This is a genomic window from Azovibrio restrictus DSM 23866 (assembly GCF_000429665.1).
Taxonomy (GTDB): domain Bacteria; phylum Pseudomonadota; class Gammaproteobacteria; order Burkholderiales; family Rhodocyclaceae; genus Azovibrio; species Azovibrio restrictus.
On the sequence record NZ_AUCH01000017.1, the window covers coordinates 77,050 to 91,822 of the forward strand.

Consider the following 14,773-nt stretch of genomic DNA (forward strand, 5'->3'; position numbering starts at 1 on the left):
GGCTCAGATCTGCAGTTCGTCCAGCAGGTCGCTTTCCAGCTTCATGCGGGTGCTGCTCTTATCCAGCTCCGGGCCGGCGATCAGGAAGGTGTCCTCCACCCGTTCCCCCAGGGTGGCAATGCGGGCCGCCTTGAGGGCGATGCCGTGCTGGGCCAGGATGCGGGCCACGTGGAACAGCAGGCCGGGCCGGTCCGCCGCCACCAGGGAGAGGATCTGCTGGGCTTCCCGTTCGTCGGGGCGGATGTGCACTTCCGGGGTGATGGGGAAATGGCGCACCTGCCGGGACAGGCGGCCGGAGGAGGGGGCTTCGGCGGGGAGACCGCACTCCAGGTGGCGGGTCAGTTCGGCTTCGATCACCGGGATCATGTCCCGGTCGCTGGCATTGTCGGCCACGTCCAGGAGGATGAAGCTGTCCAGGGCGTAGCCGTGCCGGGTGGTGTGGATCTTGGCGTCGGCGATGCTGTAGCCGGCCTTGGCGAAGAAACCCACCAGGCGCAGGAAAAGATCGGGCTGGTCCTCGGTATAGACCATCACCTGCAGACCGCCGCCAGGGTGCAGCCGGGCCTTGACCACGGGTTTGTCGATCTGGGTGCGGTAATGCAGGGCCCGGGTGTGCCAGGCGATTTCCTCGGCCGTGTGGCGCAGGAAATAGACCGTGTCCAGCTGCTTCCAGAGCCGCTCGTGCACCGTGTCCGACAGGGCGAAGTAGCGCAACAGGCGCAGGGCCTCGGCCTGGCGCTCCTGGATCACCCCCTGGGGTCCCGGGGCGTCTCCGGCCTCCAGGTAGCGCAGGGAGAGCCGGTACAGGTCCTCCAGCAGCTTGGCCTTCCAGTTGTTCCAGACCTTGGGGCTGGTGCCGCGGATGTCCGCCACCGTGAGCAGGTAGAGGGCGGTCAGGTGGCGCTGGTCCTTCATGCGGGCGGCGAAGGCGGCCACCACCTCGGGATCGGTCAGGTCCTCCTTCTGGGCCACCTGAGACATCTGCAGATGCTGGCCCACCAGCCAGACGATCAGCTCCTGGTCTTCTCCCTCCACCCCGTGGGTCTCGCAGAATTCCCGGGCGTCTTCCATCCCCAAAAGGGAGTGGTCGCCTCCCCGGCCCTTGGCGATGTCGTGGAAGAGGGCGGCCACGTAGAGCACCCAGGGCCGGGCAAAGGCGTTGTGCAGGCGGCTGCAGTAGGGGTATTCGTGGGCGAACTCCTCCAGGGCGAAGCGGCGCAGGTTGCGCATCACCATGAGGATGTGCTGGTCCACCGTATAGACGTGGAACAGGTCATGCTGCATCTGGCCGACGATCTTGCCGAAGGCGGGCAGGTAGCGCCCCAGGATGCCGTACTGGTTCATGCGCCGGAATTCGTGCACCACCCCCTGTTCGCTCTGGAACAGGCTGAGGAACAGACGCCGATGGGCCGGGTCCTTGCGGAAGGCGGGGGTGATCAGGTCCCGGCTGCGCCACAGAGCACGCAGGGTGCGGGCCGTCATGCCGCGCAGTTCCGGGTGCTGCTGCAGCAGCCAGAAGCTTTCCAGCAGGGCCGAGGGGGTGGCCTCGAAAACCTGTTCGTGCACCACGTCGAGAAAATCGCCAACGACCTGGAAGCGCTCGTTCAGGGGGCAGGGTGGGGCGGCCTCCACCGGCATCAGGTCGGCGGCGATGTTCTGCAGCAGGATGGTGTTGAGCTGGGTGACCAGCTTGGCGTTCTTGTAGTAGGCCTGCATCAGCTCTTCCGAAGCCCGCTTGGCGGCCGTGGGCGTCACATCCATGGCCTGGGCCAGGGCGGTCTGATGGTCGAACAGCAGCCGGTCCTCGCGCCGGCCCGTGAGCAGGTGCAGGTGGATGCGCAGGTGCTGCAGGTGGCGTTCGCACTTTTGCAGCTGGATGTGTTCCCCCTGGGTGATCAGCTGGCGCAGCTTCAGGTCCCGCCAGCTGGTGCCGTAGCCGCTGGCCTGGGCAATCCAGAGGATGTTCTGCAGGTCCCGCAGCCCCCCCGGGCTTTCCTTGCAGTTGGGCTCCAGGCTGTAGGGGGTTTCCTGGTAGCGCAGGTGGCGTTCTTCCTGCTCCAGGCGCTTGGCCTTGAAGAAGGCCTGGGGATTGAGCCCCGCCTTGAGGGACTGGGCAAAGCCCGTGTACAGGTCCGGGCTGCCCGTGAGCAGGCGGTTTTCCAGGAGGGCGGTCTGCACGGTGATGTCGCCGGCCGCCTCCCGCAGGCAGTCGGGCACGGTGCGCACGCTGTGGCCCACTTCCAGGCCGATGTCCCAGAACAGGCCCACCAGTTGCTCCAGGCGGACGGTCAGGGCCGCATCGGGCTCCCCGGGCAGGAGGATCAGCAGGTCCACGTCCGAGCCCGGATAGAGCTCGCCGCGACCATATCCCCCCACGGCCACCAGGGCCAGTTCCGGGGGGAAGGCCAGGCTGTGCCAGAGTTCTGCCAGCACCCCATCCACCAGGCCGGCGTGCCGGGTCAGGTAGGCTGGGGCGTCGTGTTCTTCCAGGTAGCGGGCGGCCAGCGCCTTGCGGCCGGCCTTGAGATTTTCCCGCAGGGTCTTTACCGGCACGCTGGTCGTCATGGGCGTCAGGGCAGGGGGGCGTGGGGACAGGCGGCGGACAGGGTGAGCACCTCGAAGCCGGTCTCGGTGACCAGGATGGTGTGTTCCCATTGGGCCGACAGGCTGCGGTCCTTGGTGACGATGGTCCAGCCGTCGGGCAGTTCCCGGATGGCGGCCTTGCCGGCGTTGATCATGGGTTCGATGGTGAAGATCATGCCCGGCTCCAGCAGGGGGCCGGTGCCGGCCTTGCCGTAATGCAGCACCTGGGGGTCCTCGTGGAACTTGCGGCCGATGCCATGACCACAGAACTCCCGCACCACCGAGTAGCCGTTTTTCTCCGCATGCTTCTGGATCACCGCGCCGATGTCCCCCAGGAAGCCGCCGGGCCGCACCGCCTGGATGCCCAGCCACAGGCATTCGAAGGTCACGTCGCAGAGGCGACGGGCCTGGATCGAGGGTTCGCCGACGCAGAACATGCGGCTGGTATCCCCGTGGAAACCGTCCTTGATGACGGTGATGTCCAGGTTCACGATGTCCCCGTTCTTCAGGGGCCGGTCGTTGGGTAGCCCGTGGCAGACCTGGTGGTTGATGGAGGTGCAGATGGAATTGGGGTAGGGCTTGTAGCCCGGGGGGGCATAGTTGAGGGGGGCGGGAACACAGCCCTGTTCCTGGACCATGTAGTCATGACAGAGCCGGTCCAGCGCCTCGGTGGTGACGCCGGCCTTGACCAGGGGAGTGATGTAATCCAGGACTTCGGAGGCCAGCCGGCCCGCGACGCGCATTTTCTCGATTTCTTCGGGCGTCTTGATATGAATGGTCATGAAGGCTTCTTCTGTTCGGCAAGGGGTGAAGGATAAGGGAAGGCCCGGGATTGGGCAATTTGGCCCGTTCCGAAGTTCCCGGGCGGGCCGGCCGGGCCCTGGAGCGGCCCCGCCGGCCCGGGGCAATGGCTGCAGATGCATGATCCCTTTGTCTTGCGGGGGGCTGGGCTGCTATAATCGACGGGTTTTCGCCGATGGTGGCTGAAAACCTGGGCAAAGGTGTTTTGCCCGGAAATCCTCACATCCGCCGGTTAAGGGTGTTGCGAACCGGATGTTCGCGACGTTGGCGGCGGGTGGCGGTACAACCCTTAATGGAGTTTTTGCAATGTCTGTAACCATGCGTCAAATGCTGGAAGCTGGTGTTCACTTCGGTCACCAGACCCGTTTCTGGAACCCCAAGATGGCTTCCTACATCTTCGGTGCCCGCAACAAGATTCACATCGTCAACCTGGAAAAGACCCTGGCCAAGTACAACGAGGCCATGGAGTTCGTGAAGAAGCTGTCTTCCAACCGCGGCACCATCCTGTTCGTGTCCACCAAGCGTCAGGCCCGCGAAATCATCGCTGAAGAAGCCCGTCGCGCCGGTGCTCCCTATGTGGACCAGCGCTGGCTGGGTGGCATGCTGACCAACTTCAAGACCGTGAAGCTCTCCATCAAGCGTCTGAAGGACATGGAAGCCGCCGTGGAAGCCGGTGAGCTGGAGCGCATGCCCAAGAAGGAAGCCCTGGATTTCTCCCGTGAGCTGGAAAAGCTGCAGAAGTCCATCGGCGGCATCAAGGACATGAACGGCCTGCCCGACGCCATCTTCGTGGTGGACGTGGGTTACCACAAGATTGCCGTGACCGAAGCCAGCAAGCTGGGCATTCCCGTCATCGGCGTGGTCGATACCAACCACTCTCCCGCCGGCGTGGATTACGTGATCCCCGGTAACGACGACTCTTCCCGTGCCATCCGCCTGTACGCCCGTGGCGTCGCCGATGCCATCCTGGAAGGCCGCAGCCAGGTGATCCAGGAGATCGTGGCTGCCGGTGGCGACGAGGAATTCGTCGAGGTCGAAGAAGAGTCCGCCGAGTAATCTGTCTGTAATGGCGAAGCGGGACGCAAGTCTTTAAGCTTCGCCATTTCTTTATATTCGTTCCCTATTCCGGAGTACAACATGGCGGAAATCACCGCAAGCATGGTCAAGGAACTGCGCGAGAAGACCGACGCGCCCATGATGGAATGCAAGAAGGCCCTGGCTGAAGCCGGTGGCGACATGGCCAAGGCCGAAGAAATCCTGCGCGTCAAGCTGGGCAACAAGGCCAGCAAGGCCGCCACCCGCGTCACCGCCGAAGGCGTCGTGGGCATCCACATTTCCGCTGACGCCAAGCTGGGCGCCATCCTGGAAGTGAACTGCGAAACCGACTTCGTGGCCAAGAACGACGATTTCCTGGGCCTGGTGAAGAACTGCGCCGAGCTGGTGGCCACCAAGGCCCCCGCCGACGTGGAAGCCCTGTCCGCTCTGCCCCTGGGCGACGGCACCGTGGAATCCACCCGTGCCGCCCTGGTCGGCAAGATCGGTGAAAACATGTCCCTGCGCCGCTTCGTCCGCGTCGAGGCCAAGGGTCAGCTGGTGTCCTACATCCACGGCGGCGCCAAGATCGGCGTGCTGCTGGACCTGGTGGGTGGCGACGAGCAGCTGGGCAAGGACCTGGCCATGCACATCGCGGCCAACAAGCCCAAGTCCCTGGATGCATCCGGTGTGGATGCCGCCCTGATCGACGCCGAGCGCCGCATCGCCATCGAGAAGGCCAAGGAATCCGGCAAGCCCGAGGCCATGCTGGAAAAGATCGCCGAAGGCACCGTGCAGAAGTTCCTCAAGGAAGTCACCCTGCTGGGCCAGGTGTTCGTCAAGGCCGAAGATGGCAAGGAAACCGTGGAACAGCTGCTGAAGCGCAAGGGTGCCTCCATTGCCGGCTTCACCCTGTACGTGGTGGGCGAGGGCATCGAGAAGAAGGTTACCGACTTCGCCGCCGAAGTGGCCGCCCAGGCTGCCGCCGCTGCCCAGAAGTAATTCCGTCAGGAGCCCAACGATGACCACCCCCAAGTACAAGCGCATCCTCTTGAAACTTTCCGGCGAGGCCCTGATGGGCGGGGATGCCTATGGCATCAATCCCCAGACCATCGGCGAGATCGTCGGCGAGGTGAAGGCGGTGGCCGACCTGGGGGTGGAAATCGGTGTGGTGATCGGCGGCGGCAACATCTTCCGGGGCATGGCGGGTACCGCCACCGGGATGGATCGCGCCACCGCCGACTACATGGGCATGCTGGCCACGGTGATGAATGCCATGGCCCTGTCCGACGCCATGCGCCAGGCCGGCCTGAACGGCCGGGTGCAGTCGGCGCTGAATATCGAACAGGTGGTGGAGCCCTATATCCGCGGCAAGGCCATCCGTTATCTGGAAGAAGGCAAGATCGTGATCTTCGGTGCTGGTACCGGCAACCCCTTCTTCACCACCGATACCGCTGCCGCCCTGCGCGGCTCCGAGATCGGGGCCGAGATCGTGCTCAAGGCCACCAAGGTGGACGGCATCTACACGGCGGATCCCAAGAAGGATCCCACCGCCACCCGCTACGAGCAGATCAGCTTCAATGAAGCCATCGCCAACAATCTGGCGGTGATGGATGCGACAGCCTTCGCCCTGTGCCGGGACCAGAAGCTGCCCATCAACGTTTTTTCCATTTTCAAGCCGGGTGCCCTGAAACGCGTGGTCTGCGGCGAGAGCGAAGGCACCCTGGTGTATTGCTAACGAGGTCAGTCATGATTGCCGAACTCAAGAAAACCACCGAAGGCAAGATGCAGAAGTCCATCGAGGCCCTGAAGAACGATCTGGCCAAGGTGCGCACCGGTCGTGCCCATACCGGCATCCTGGACCATGTGCAGGTGGAGTATTACGGCTCCATGATGCCCATCAACCAGGTGGCCAACGTGACCCTGATCGACGCCCGTACCATCGGCGTCCAGGTCTGGGAAAAGCCCATGGCCGCCAAGGTGGAGAAGGCCATCCGTGAATCCGACCTGGGCCTCAATCCTTCCGCCCAGGGCGAAGTGATCCGCGTCCCCATGCCGCCCCTGACCGAGGAGCGCCGCCGGGACCTGGCCAAGGTGGTGAAGGGCGAGGGCGAGAACGCCAAGGTGGCGATCCGCAACCTGCGCCGGGATGCCAACAGCACCCTCAAGGACGGGGTCAAGAACAAGGACATCTCCGAGGACGACGAGCGTCGCGCCCAGGAAGACATCCAGAAGCTGACCGACAAGTATGTGGCCGAAGTAGACAAGATGCTCGCTCAAAAAGAGAGCGAACTGATGGCCGTCTGAGGCCACAGGGCAAGGACTGAGTGGCTTTCTTCAAGAGCGCAACCCGGGAAGTCCCGGACACCCGTCCGGTTCCCCGGCACGTGGCCATCATCATGGATGGCAATGGCCGCTGGGCCAAGAAGCGTTTCCTGCCCCGGGTCGCCGGGCACGTCAAGGGCGTGGAATCCGTACGCGAGATCGTGCGGGCCTGCATCGAGCAGGGGGTCGAATACCTGACCCTGTTCGCCTTCAGTTCCGAGAACTGGCGCCGTCCGGCCGAAGAGGTGAGCCTGCTCATGCAGCTGTTCGTCACGGCTCTGCAGCAGGAAGTGGAAAAGCTCAACCGCAACGGCGTGCGCCTGCGGGTGATCGGGGATCTGTCCCGCTTCGACACCCGGCTCCAGGAGCTGATCCGCAATGCCGAGGCCGCCACGGCCGGCAACACCCGCCTGCATCTGACCATCGCCGCCAACTACGGGGGCCGCTGGGACATCCTCCAGGCCGTGAACCGGCTGGCGGCCGTAGCGCCCGACAAGGCGGGCAGCTGGACGGAAGCGGATCTGGAACCCTATCTCTCCACCCATTTCGCGCCGGAGCCGGACCTGTTCATCCGTACCGGCGGTGAAGAGCGGATCAGCAATTTCCTGCTCTGGCAGCTGGCTTACGCGGAGCTGCATTTCACCGAAACCCTCTGGCCTGAATTCGACGCCGAAGCCCTGGCGGCCGCCATTGCCTCCTACCAGCGCCGGGAGCGCCGCTTCGGCCGCACCAGTGAGCAACTGACCGCCCAGGAACCGGGAGCCCGGTAATGCTGCGCCAGCGGGTTGTCACCGCCATCCTCCTGATGCTGGTCCTGGTCCCCGCCATGGTCTGGCTGCCCCAGTCCGGCTGGGCCCTGTTTGCCGCCCTGGTGATTGCCCTGGGGGCCTGGGAATGGGCGGCCCTGGCTGGCTATGCCGGCCGGGGTCGGCAGGCTTACGGTCTGGCCGTGTTCCTGCTCCTGGTCCCGCCCACCCTGATCCACCCCGAGCTGCTGCAGTGGTCGGCCCCCGGCTGGCGCGCCTTCCTGCTCGGCATCTACGGCCTGAGCGCCCTGTTCTGGCTGATCCTGGTGCCCCTGTGGCTGAGGCGGCGCTGGGCAGTCCGGGGCTGGAGCGGCCTGCTGCTCGGCCTCCTGGTGCTGCTGCCGGCCTGGCTGGCCATCGTCCAGTTCCGGGCCCTGGGGGTCTTGACGCTGCTGGCCGTGCTCTCCATCGCCTGGGTGGCGGACATCGCCGCCTATTTCACCGGCCGGGCCTTCGGCAAACACAAGCTGGCGCCCGCCGTGAGCCCCGGCAAGACCTGGGAAGGGGTGGGCGGTGCCGTGCTCGGCGTGCTGCTGTTCGGCTTCGTCGTCGGCCCCTGGCCCGGCGTTTCCCCCTGGGCCTGGGCCCTGGTCCTGGCCCTGCTCACCGGGGTGAGCGTGGTGGGCGACCTGTTCGAATCCCTGTTGAAGCGCCTCGCCGGCATCAAGGACAGCAGCCAGCTGCTGCCCGGCCACGGGGGCATCCTCGACCGGGTGGACAGCCTCACTGCCATCCTCCCGGTTTCCGCCTGTTTCCTGTTGCTCCTGGCCTGATTCCCATGCGTCAAATCACCTTGCTCGGTTCCACCGGGTCCATCGGGGAAAACACCCTGGATCTGGTGCGTCGCCACCCGGACCGCTACCGGGTCCTGGCCCTCTGCGCCCATCGCCAGTGGGAGAAACTGCGCGACCAGTGCCAGGAATTCCGCCCCGCCTACGCGGTGCTTGGGGATGCGGGGAGCGCCGCGCAACTGGCCGCTGCGCTCAAAACGCTGCAGCTGCCCACCGAGGTGCTGTACGGTCCCGAGGCCCTGTGCCGGATGGCCGCCTTGCCGGAGGCCGATACGGTGATGGCCGCCATCGTTGGTGCCGCAGGACTGGCGCCCACCCTGGCTGCGGTGGAGGCCGGCAAGCGGGTGCTGCTGGCCAACAAGGAAGCCCTGGTCACTGCCGGAGCCCTGTTCATGAACGCGGTGGCCCGGAACGGCGCCACCCTGCTGCCGGTGGATAGCGAACACAACGCCATCTTCCAGTCCCTGCCGGCCGGGTTCCGCCCGGGGCTGGAAAACACCGGGGTGCGGCGCATCCTGCTGACCGCTTCCGGCGGCCCCTTCCGCAACCTGCCGGCGGCGGACCTGGAACATGTCACCCCGGCCCAGGCCTGCGCCCATCCCAACTGGGTCATGGGACGCAAGATTTCCGTGGATTCCGCCTCCATGATGAACAAGGGCCTGGAGCTGATCGAGGCCCGCTGGCTGTTCGGCCTGCCGGGCGAGCGCATCCAGGTGGTGGTCCATCCCCAGAGCGTGATCCATTCCCTGGTGGAATACGCCGACGGTTCCCTGCTGGCCCAGCTCGGCAACCCGGACATGCGCACCCCCATTGCCCACGCTCTGGCCTATCCGGAGCGGATCGAGGCCGGGGTGGCACCCCTGGACCTGTTCCAGGTGGCCCGGCTGGACTTCCAGCCGCCCGATTTCCAGCGCTTCCCCTGCCTGAAGCTGGCCTACGAGGCCCTGGCGGCCGGAGGCACGGCACCGGCCCTGCTGAACGCGGCCAACGAGATTGCGGTCGAAGCCTTCCTGGAAGGGCGGCTTGCCTTCACCGGCATCGCCCGCCTGGTGGCGGCGGTGCTGGAAGCCCTGCCGGCCTCGGCGGCCGATACCCTGGAGCAGGTGGAGGCGGCCGATGCCCTGGCCCGGAGCCGCGCCGGGGAACTGCTGCGCGGCATGAACTGAGGCAGGTCATGAGCGACATTCCTTTTTACCTGGGCGCCTTCATCCTCGTGCTCGGGGTGCTGATCGTGGTGCACGAGTTCGGCCATTTCGCCGTGGCGCGACTCTGCGGCGTCAGGGTGCTGCGCTTTTCCGTGGGGTTTGGCCCGGTCATCTGGAGCCGCCGCTTCGGGGCGGACCAGACCGAATGGTCCCTGAGCGCCTTTCCCCTGGGCGGCTATGTCCGCATGCTCGACGAGCGGGAGGCCCCGGTGCCCGCAGCCGAACTGTCCCGAGCCTTCAACCGTCAGGGCGTGGGGCGGCGCAGCGCCATCGTCGCGGCGGGCCCCCTGGCCAATTTTCTCCTGGCCATCCTGATCTACTGGCTGATGTTCTGGCAGGGCAGCGAGGAGCTGCGCCCGGTGCTAGGCCCCCCGGTGGCGGAAACGCCGGCGGCCCGGGCGGGCATCGCCAACGGGGAGCGGGTGCTGCAGGTCAACGGCATCCCGGTGGAAACCTGGCAGGATTTCCGCTGGCTGCTCCTGCAGCAGGCAGCCAAGGCGCCCCAGGTGGAGCTGGAACTCCTGAACGAGCAGCAGGAACGCCATTACCGCAGCCTGGACGTGGCCGAGCTGGCCGAACAGGGCTGGCAGGGGGACGCCTTCGCCCATCTGGGGCTACGTTTCTACCAGCCCCGTATTCCGGCTCTGGTGGGGCAGGTGCAGCCGGGTACCCCGGGCGCCCGGGCGGGGCTGCGTGAGGGGGACCTGTTCCTGGAGATCGGCGGCCAGAAGATCGAGCACTGGGCCCAGGTGCTGGAAACCGTGCGTCAGGCTCCGGGGCGGGACATGTCCTTCCTGCTGCGCCGCGGCGACCAGGAGTTCCGGGTGCAGATCACGCCGGAAGCCGTCGAGGAGCGGGGGGTCACCTTCGGACGCATCGGAGTGGGCGTGGCCGAGGCTCCAGGGGTGGCCATGCCGGAGCTGCGCGGCTTCGTCAGCTACGGCTTCCTGGAGTCCGGTATCAAGGCGGTGCGGGAAACCTGGGACAAATCGGTATTCAGCCTGGTGATGTTCGGCAAGATGATCACCGGGGAAGCCTCCTGGCGCAATCTCTCCGGGCCGGTCACCATTGCCGACTATGCCGGCCAGTCGGCCCGCCTGGGCCTGGACTACTATCTCAAGTTCATGGCTCTGGTGAGCATCAGCCTGGGCATCCTGAACCTGCTCCCCATCCCCGTATTGGACGGGGGGCATTTGATGTATCATATTCTCGAAGTCATCAAGGGCGGCCCACTCTCGGAAAGGGCCATGGCATGGGGGCAGCAGATTGGGCTCTCCCTGCTTTTCACCCTGATGGCTTTCGCCTTTTTCAACGATTTGAGTCGCCTGCTGGGTCCCCTGTTTAACGGCTGAGTGAATGAATAAAAAACTTTGTGCGGTTCTGATTGCCGGTCTGCTGTCGGCTTCGGCCCATGCCTTCGAACCCTTTGCCATCAGGGATATCCGCGTTGAAGGCATCCAGCGGACGGAGGCCGGCACGGTGTTTACCTATCTGCCGGTCAAGGTGGGTGACACCCTTACCAGCGAGAAGGCATCCCAGTCCATCAAGGCCCTGTTTGCCACGGGTTTCTTCAAGGATGTGCGGGTCGAGGTGGAAGGGGACGTGATGGTCCTGATCCTCCAGGAACGTCCGGCCATTGCCAAGATCGATTTCGTTGGCATGAAGGAGTTCGAGAAGGACCCTATCCTCAAGGCCATGAAGGACATGGGCCTCTCGGAAACCCAGATTTTCGACCGGGCCCTTCTGGACCGGGCTGAGCAGGAACTGAAACGCCAGTACCTGACCAAGGGCAAATACGGGGTGCAGATCACCACCACCGTGACGCCCCTGGAGCGCAACCGGGTGGGGATCAACTTCAACATCACCGAAGGGGAATCCGCCAAGATCAAGGCCATCAACATTGTCGGGGTGCAAGCCTTCAAGGAGAAGGATCTGCTTGAACTGTTCGAGTTGAGCACCCCGGGCTGGCTGAGCTGGTACACCAAGAATGACCAGTATTCCCGCCAGAAGCTGTCCGCCGACCTGGAAAAGCTGCGCTCCTACTACATGAACCGGGGTTACCTGGAGTTCGCCGTCGATTCCACCCAGGTGAGCATTTCCCCGGACAAGCAGGACATCTACATCACGGTGAACATCAGCGAAGGGGACCGTTACCAGATCTCCTCCATCAAGCTGGCCGGGGACCTGATCCTGCCCGAGGCCGAGATTCGCAAGCTGGTGCCCCTGAAGCCCGGCCAGGTGTTCTCCCGGGAAGAGCTGAACAACACCACCAAGCGCATCACCGACCGCCTGAGCGATCAGGGCTATGCCTTTGCCAACGTCAATGCCTCCCCGGAGCTGGACAAGGAAAAGAAGCAGGTGGCTTTCACCATCTTCGTGGACCCGGGCAAGCGGGTGTACGTGCGCCGCATCAATGTGACCGGCAACACCCGTACTCGGGACGAGGTGATCCGTCGGGAAATGCGGCAGATGGAAGGGGGCTGGTACAACGCCGAGCAGGTCACCCTGTCCAAGCAGCGGGTGGACAAGCTCGGCTATTTTGCCGACGTGACCGTGGAAACACCGCCCGTGCCCGGTACCGCCGACCAGGTGGACGTAAACCTCAACGTCACCGAGAAGCCCACCGGCAACATCATGCTGGGGGCCGGCTTCTCCCAGTCGGAGAAGGTCATGCTGTCCGGCTCCATCTCCCAGAACAACATCTTCGGTAGCGGCAAGCACCTGACCCTGGGCCTGAACACCAGCAAGACCAACCGCAACCTGTCCCTGAGCTATACCGATCCCTATTTCACCATCGATGGTATTTCCCAGGGCTTCGATGTCTATCACCGGACCTACGAGCCCACCACCATCGACGTGGGGGATTACAAGACCGCCTCCACCGGGGCCGGCATCCGCTTCGGCTTCCCCATTTCCGAGCGGGAATCCATCGGCGTGGGCCTGACCCTGGACCATACCAAGATCACCACCTACGACAGCAGTCCCCAGCGCTACATCGACTTTGTGGATAAGTATGGCAGCTCCAACATCACCATCCCGTTGACCATCAACTGGACCAGTGACGGCAAGGACAGCTACATCTTCCCGACTACCGGCACCTACCAGCGCGCCGGTCTGGAACTGGCCCTCCCCGGGGGCGACCTGAAGTACTGGAAGCTGAGCTACCAGTACCAGCGTTTCTTCCCCATTTCCAAGTCCCTGACCCTGATGGTCAACGGGGACTTCGGCTACGGGGACGGTTACGGGGGCCAGGACGGCCTGCCGTTCTACAAGAACTACTACGTGGGCGGCATCAATTCCGTGCGCGGCTATGCGGCCTCCAGTCTGGGCCCCGTGGATGCCAAGTACGAGGACGAGCGTCTCGGGGGCAACCGCAAGATCGTCGGCAATGCGGAACTGCTCTGGGGCCTGCCCGGCTACGACAAGTCCCTGCGCATGGGCGTGTTCTTCGATATCGGCCAGACCTTCGGTCCCGGCCAGAAAATCAAGACTGACGATTTCCGGGCTTCCACCGGCGTTTCGCTGGCGTGGATCTCTCCCGTCGGTCCCCTCAAATTCAGTATTGCCGCCCCGCTCAACGACAAGCCGGGGGACGATACCGAAACCTTCCAGTTCCAACTGGGTTCCACTTTTTGAAGCAGGAGAACAATGTTGAATACCAAGTCCGTTCTTGCCGCCAGTCTTTGTGCCGCCACCCTGGTGGCTCCGGTTGCCCAGGCGGCTGATCTGAAGGTGGGGTATGTGGATACCCAGCGCATCTTCCGCAATGCGCCTTCCGCCATCAAGGCGGCCAAGGAAATCGAAGCTGAATTCTCCAAGCGGGATCAGGAACTGCAGCGCATGGCCAAGCAGCTCCAGGGCATGCAGGAAAACATGGAAAAGAACGCCGTCACCATGTCCGAAACCGAGCGCCGCAACAAGGAGCGCGAGTTTTCCGAGCTGTCCCGGGAGTTCCAGCGCAAGCAGCGCGAGTTCCGTGAAGACCTGAACCTGCGTCAGAACGAAGCCAACGCCGCCATCATCGAGAAGGCCAACCGGGCCATCAAGCAGATCGCCGACAGCGAGAAGTTCGACCTGATCCTGCAGGATGTGGTCTGGGTCAGCCCCAAACTGGACATCACCGACAAGGTGGTGAAGGCCCTTTCGGACGGCAAGTGATGCAGGGGCACGCGAGCGGAGCGGTGTGGACGCTCGCGGCCATCGTGGACCGCCTGGGCGGCGAGATCCGGGGGGACGCCAGTCTCCCCGTCGCCCAGGTCGGCACCCTGCAGGGCGCCGTCAGCGGCCAGATAGCCTTTCTGGCCAATCCCAAGTATCGCAAGCACCTGGGGGAAACCCGCGCCAGTGCAGTGATCCTGGCGCCTGAGGCCCTGGCAGACCTGCCCGTGGACGCGGCCGGTCAGCCCCGGGTGGCCGCCATCGTCACGCCCAGGCCCTACGTCTATTACGCCCGGGTGGCGGCCCTGCTCAATCCGGTGCCGCGCCTGGGGCCCGGCTGCCATGGGGCCGCCGTGCTGGAAAGCCCGGTGCCGGCCTCCTGTCATGTGGGCCCCGGGGCCTGGATAGGTCCGGGGGTGAGCCTGGGGGAGGGGGTGGAGATCCGCGCCAACGCCGTGATCGGTGCCGGGGTCAGTATCGGCGCCGACAGCATCGTGCACGGGGGCGCCGTCATCTACCCCGGCTGTCAGATTGGGGAGCGGGCCATCATCCACAGCGGTGCGGTGATCGGGGCCGACGGCTTCGGCTTTGCCCCGGAAGGGGGCCGATGGCTGAAGATTCCCCAGATCGGCCGGGTGGTGCTGGGCAACGACGTGGAAATCGGTGCCAACACCAGCATCGACCGGGGTGCCCTGGAAGACACGGTGATCGGCGATGGCTGCAAGCTGGATAACCAGATCATGATCGGCCACAACTGCGTCATCGGCGAGCACACGGTGATTGCCGGCTGCGTCGGCATCGCCGGCAGCACCCGCATCGGCCATCACTGCGCCATCGGTGGGGCGGCCATGATCCTGGGGCATCTGGAGATCGCCCCGGGCACGGAGATTTCCCCGGGCACCATGGTGATGAAGAACATCACCAAGAGCGGCAAGTACACGGCCCTCTATCCCCTGGACAGCCACGACAAATGGCTGCAGAACGCTGCCCACCTGAAACACCTGGGGCAACTGGCCCAGCGGGTGAGCGAGCTTGAGAAAAAACTTCAAGAATTAGAGACAAAGAGCTGATT

Annotated in this window: 13 protein-coding genes; 11 read left to right on the plus strand and 2 right to left on the minus strand. The window is 64.6% G+C overall.

What is annotated here, in order from left to right:
- Window positions 1-3: 3 nt before the first annotated feature.
- Both G474_RS0114480 and map read right to left on the minus strand, forming a co-directional pair.
- On the minus strand, window positions 4-2,565 hold the full coding sequence (locus tag G474_RS0114480) for a [protein-PII] uridylyltransferase (protein ID WP_043464564.1): 2,562 nt from the start codon (window positions 2,563-2,565) through the stop codon (window positions 4-6).
- 5 nt (window positions 2,566-2,570) lie between these two features.
- The gene (gene map, locus G474_RS0114485; protein ID WP_026687607.1) at window positions 2,571-3,365 is read right to left on the minus strand and encodes a type I methionyl aminopeptidase; all 795 of its coding nucleotides are present in this window, start codon (window positions 3,363-3,365) and stop codon (window positions 2,571-2,573) included.
- A gap of 325 nt (window positions 3,366-3,690) precedes the next feature.
- Between map and rpsB the strand changes: the two genes are divergently transcribed.
- From rpsB to lpxD, 11 genes are all read left to right on the plus strand, one after another.
- Entirely contained in the window at window positions 3,691-4,440 is a 750-nt protein-coding gene (gene rpsB, locus G474_RS0114490; RefSeq protein ID WP_026687608.1) for a 30S ribosomal protein S2, read from the plus strand.
- A gap of 81 nt (window positions 4,441-4,521) precedes the next feature.
- Entirely contained in the window at window positions 4,522-5,418 is an 897-nt protein-coding gene (gene tsf / locus G474_RS0114495; protein WP_026687609.1) for a translation elongation factor Ts, read from the plus strand.
- A gap of 19 nt (window positions 5,419-5,437) precedes the next feature.
- Complete coding sequence (pyrH, locus tag G474_RS0114500; RefSeq protein WP_026687610.1) at window positions 5,438-6,154, plus strand: UMP kinase; 717 nt, start codon at window positions 5,438-5,440, stop codon at window positions 6,152-6,154.
- 11 nt (window positions 6,155-6,165) lie between these two features.
- Window positions 6,166-6,723 carry a ribosome recycling factor gene (gene frr, locus G474_RS0114505; protein ID WP_026687611.1) on the plus strand — a complete coding sequence of 186 codons (558 nt, stop codon included), beginning with the start codon at window positions 6,166-6,168 and terminating at the stop codon, window positions 6,721-6,723.
- Window positions 6,724-6,743: 20 nt separating this feature from the next.
- Entirely contained in the window at window positions 6,744-7,511 is a 768-nt protein-coding gene (uppS, locus tag G474_RS0114510) for a polyprenyl diphosphate synthase (protein ID WP_026687612.1), read from the plus strand.
- On the plus strand, window positions 7,511-8,320 hold the full coding sequence (locus G474_RS0114515) for a phosphatidate cytidylyltransferase (protein WP_026687613.1): 810 nt from the start codon (window positions 7,511-7,513) through the stop codon (window positions 8,318-8,320). Before uppS ends, G474_RS0114515 begins: the two co-directional genes overlap by 1 nt.
- 5 nt (window positions 8,321-8,325) lie before the next feature.
- Complete coding sequence (gene ispC / locus G474_RS0114520) at window positions 8,326-9,504, plus strand: 1-deoxy-D-xylulose-5-phosphate reductoisomerase (RefSeq protein ID WP_043464567.1); 1,179 nt, start codon at window positions 8,326-8,328, stop codon at window positions 9,502-9,504.
- Between the two features lie 8 nt (window positions 9,505-9,512).
- Complete coding sequence (rseP, locus tag G474_RS0114525) at window positions 9,513-10,895, plus strand: RIP metalloprotease RseP (RefSeq protein WP_026687615.1); 1,383 nt, start codon at window positions 9,513-9,515, stop codon at window positions 10,893-10,895.
- A gap of 4 nt (window positions 10,896-10,899) precedes the next feature.
- Window positions 10,900-13,179: an outer membrane protein assembly factor BamA gene (gene bamA / locus G474_RS0114530; RefSeq protein ID WP_026687616.1), complete on the plus strand. Its 2,280-nt coding sequence runs from the start codon at window positions 10,900-10,902 to the stop codon at window positions 13,177-13,179.
- A 12-nt stretch (window positions 13,180-13,191) separates the two neighbouring features.
- Complete coding sequence (locus tag G474_RS0114535; RefSeq protein ID WP_043464570.1) at window positions 13,192-13,701, plus strand: OmpH/Skp family outer membrane protein; 510 nt, start codon at window positions 13,192-13,194, stop codon at window positions 13,699-13,701.
- A gap of 23 nt (window positions 13,702-13,724) precedes the next feature.
- On the plus strand, window positions 13,725-14,771 hold the full coding sequence (gene lpxD, locus G474_RS0114540) for a UDP-3-O-(3-hydroxymyristoyl)glucosamine N-acyltransferase (protein ID WP_026687618.1): 1,047 nt from the start codon (window positions 13,725-13,727) through the stop codon (window positions 14,769-14,771).
- The last annotated feature ends 2 nt before the right edge of the window (window positions 14,772-14,773 follow it).

What these genes read in the sequence shown, in the direction of transcription:
- G474_RS0114480 (WP_043464564.1), bottom strand. Translation starts at nt 2,565, where the DNA reads ATGACGACCAGCGTGCCGGTAAAGACCCTGCGGGAAAATCTCAAGGCC.
- map (WP_026687607.1), bottom strand. Translation starts at nt 3,365, where the DNA reads ATGACCATTCATATCAAGACGCCCGAAGAAATCGAGAAAATGCGCGTC.
- rpsB (WP_026687608.1), top strand. Translation starts at nt 3,691, where the DNA reads ATGTCTGTAACCATGCGTCAAATGCTGGAAGCTGGTGTTCACTTCGGT.
- tsf (WP_026687609.1), top strand. Translation starts at nt 4,522, where the DNA reads ATGGCGGAAATCACCGCAAGCATGGTCAAGGAACTGCGCGAGAAGACC.
- pyrH (WP_026687610.1), top strand. Translation starts at nt 5,438, where the DNA reads ATGACCACCCCCAAGTACAAGCGCATCCTCTTGAAACTTTCCGGCGAG.
- frr (WP_026687611.1), top strand. Translation starts at nt 6,166, where the DNA reads ATGATTGCCGAACTCAAGAAAACCACCGAAGGCAAGATGCAGAAGTCC.
- G474_RS0114515 (WP_026687613.1), top strand. Translation starts at nt 7,511, where the DNA reads ATGCTGCGCCAGCGGGTTGTCACCGCCATCCTCCTGATGCTGGTCCTG.
- ispC (WP_043464567.1), top strand. Translation starts at nt 8,326, where the DNA reads ATGCGTCAAATCACCTTGCTCGGTTCCACCGGGTCCATCGGGGAAAAC.
- rseP (WP_026687615.1), top strand. Translation starts at nt 9,513, where the DNA reads ATGAGCGACATTCCTTTTTACCTGGGCGCCTTCATCCTCGTGCTCGGG.
- bamA (WP_026687616.1), top strand. Translation starts at nt 10,900, where the DNA reads ATGAATAAAAAACTTTGTGCGGTTCTGATTGCCGGTCTGCTGTCGGCT.
- G474_RS0114535 (WP_043464570.1), top strand. Translation starts at nt 13,192, where the DNA reads ATGTTGAATACCAAGTCCGTTCTTGCCGCCAGTCTTTGTGCCGCCACC.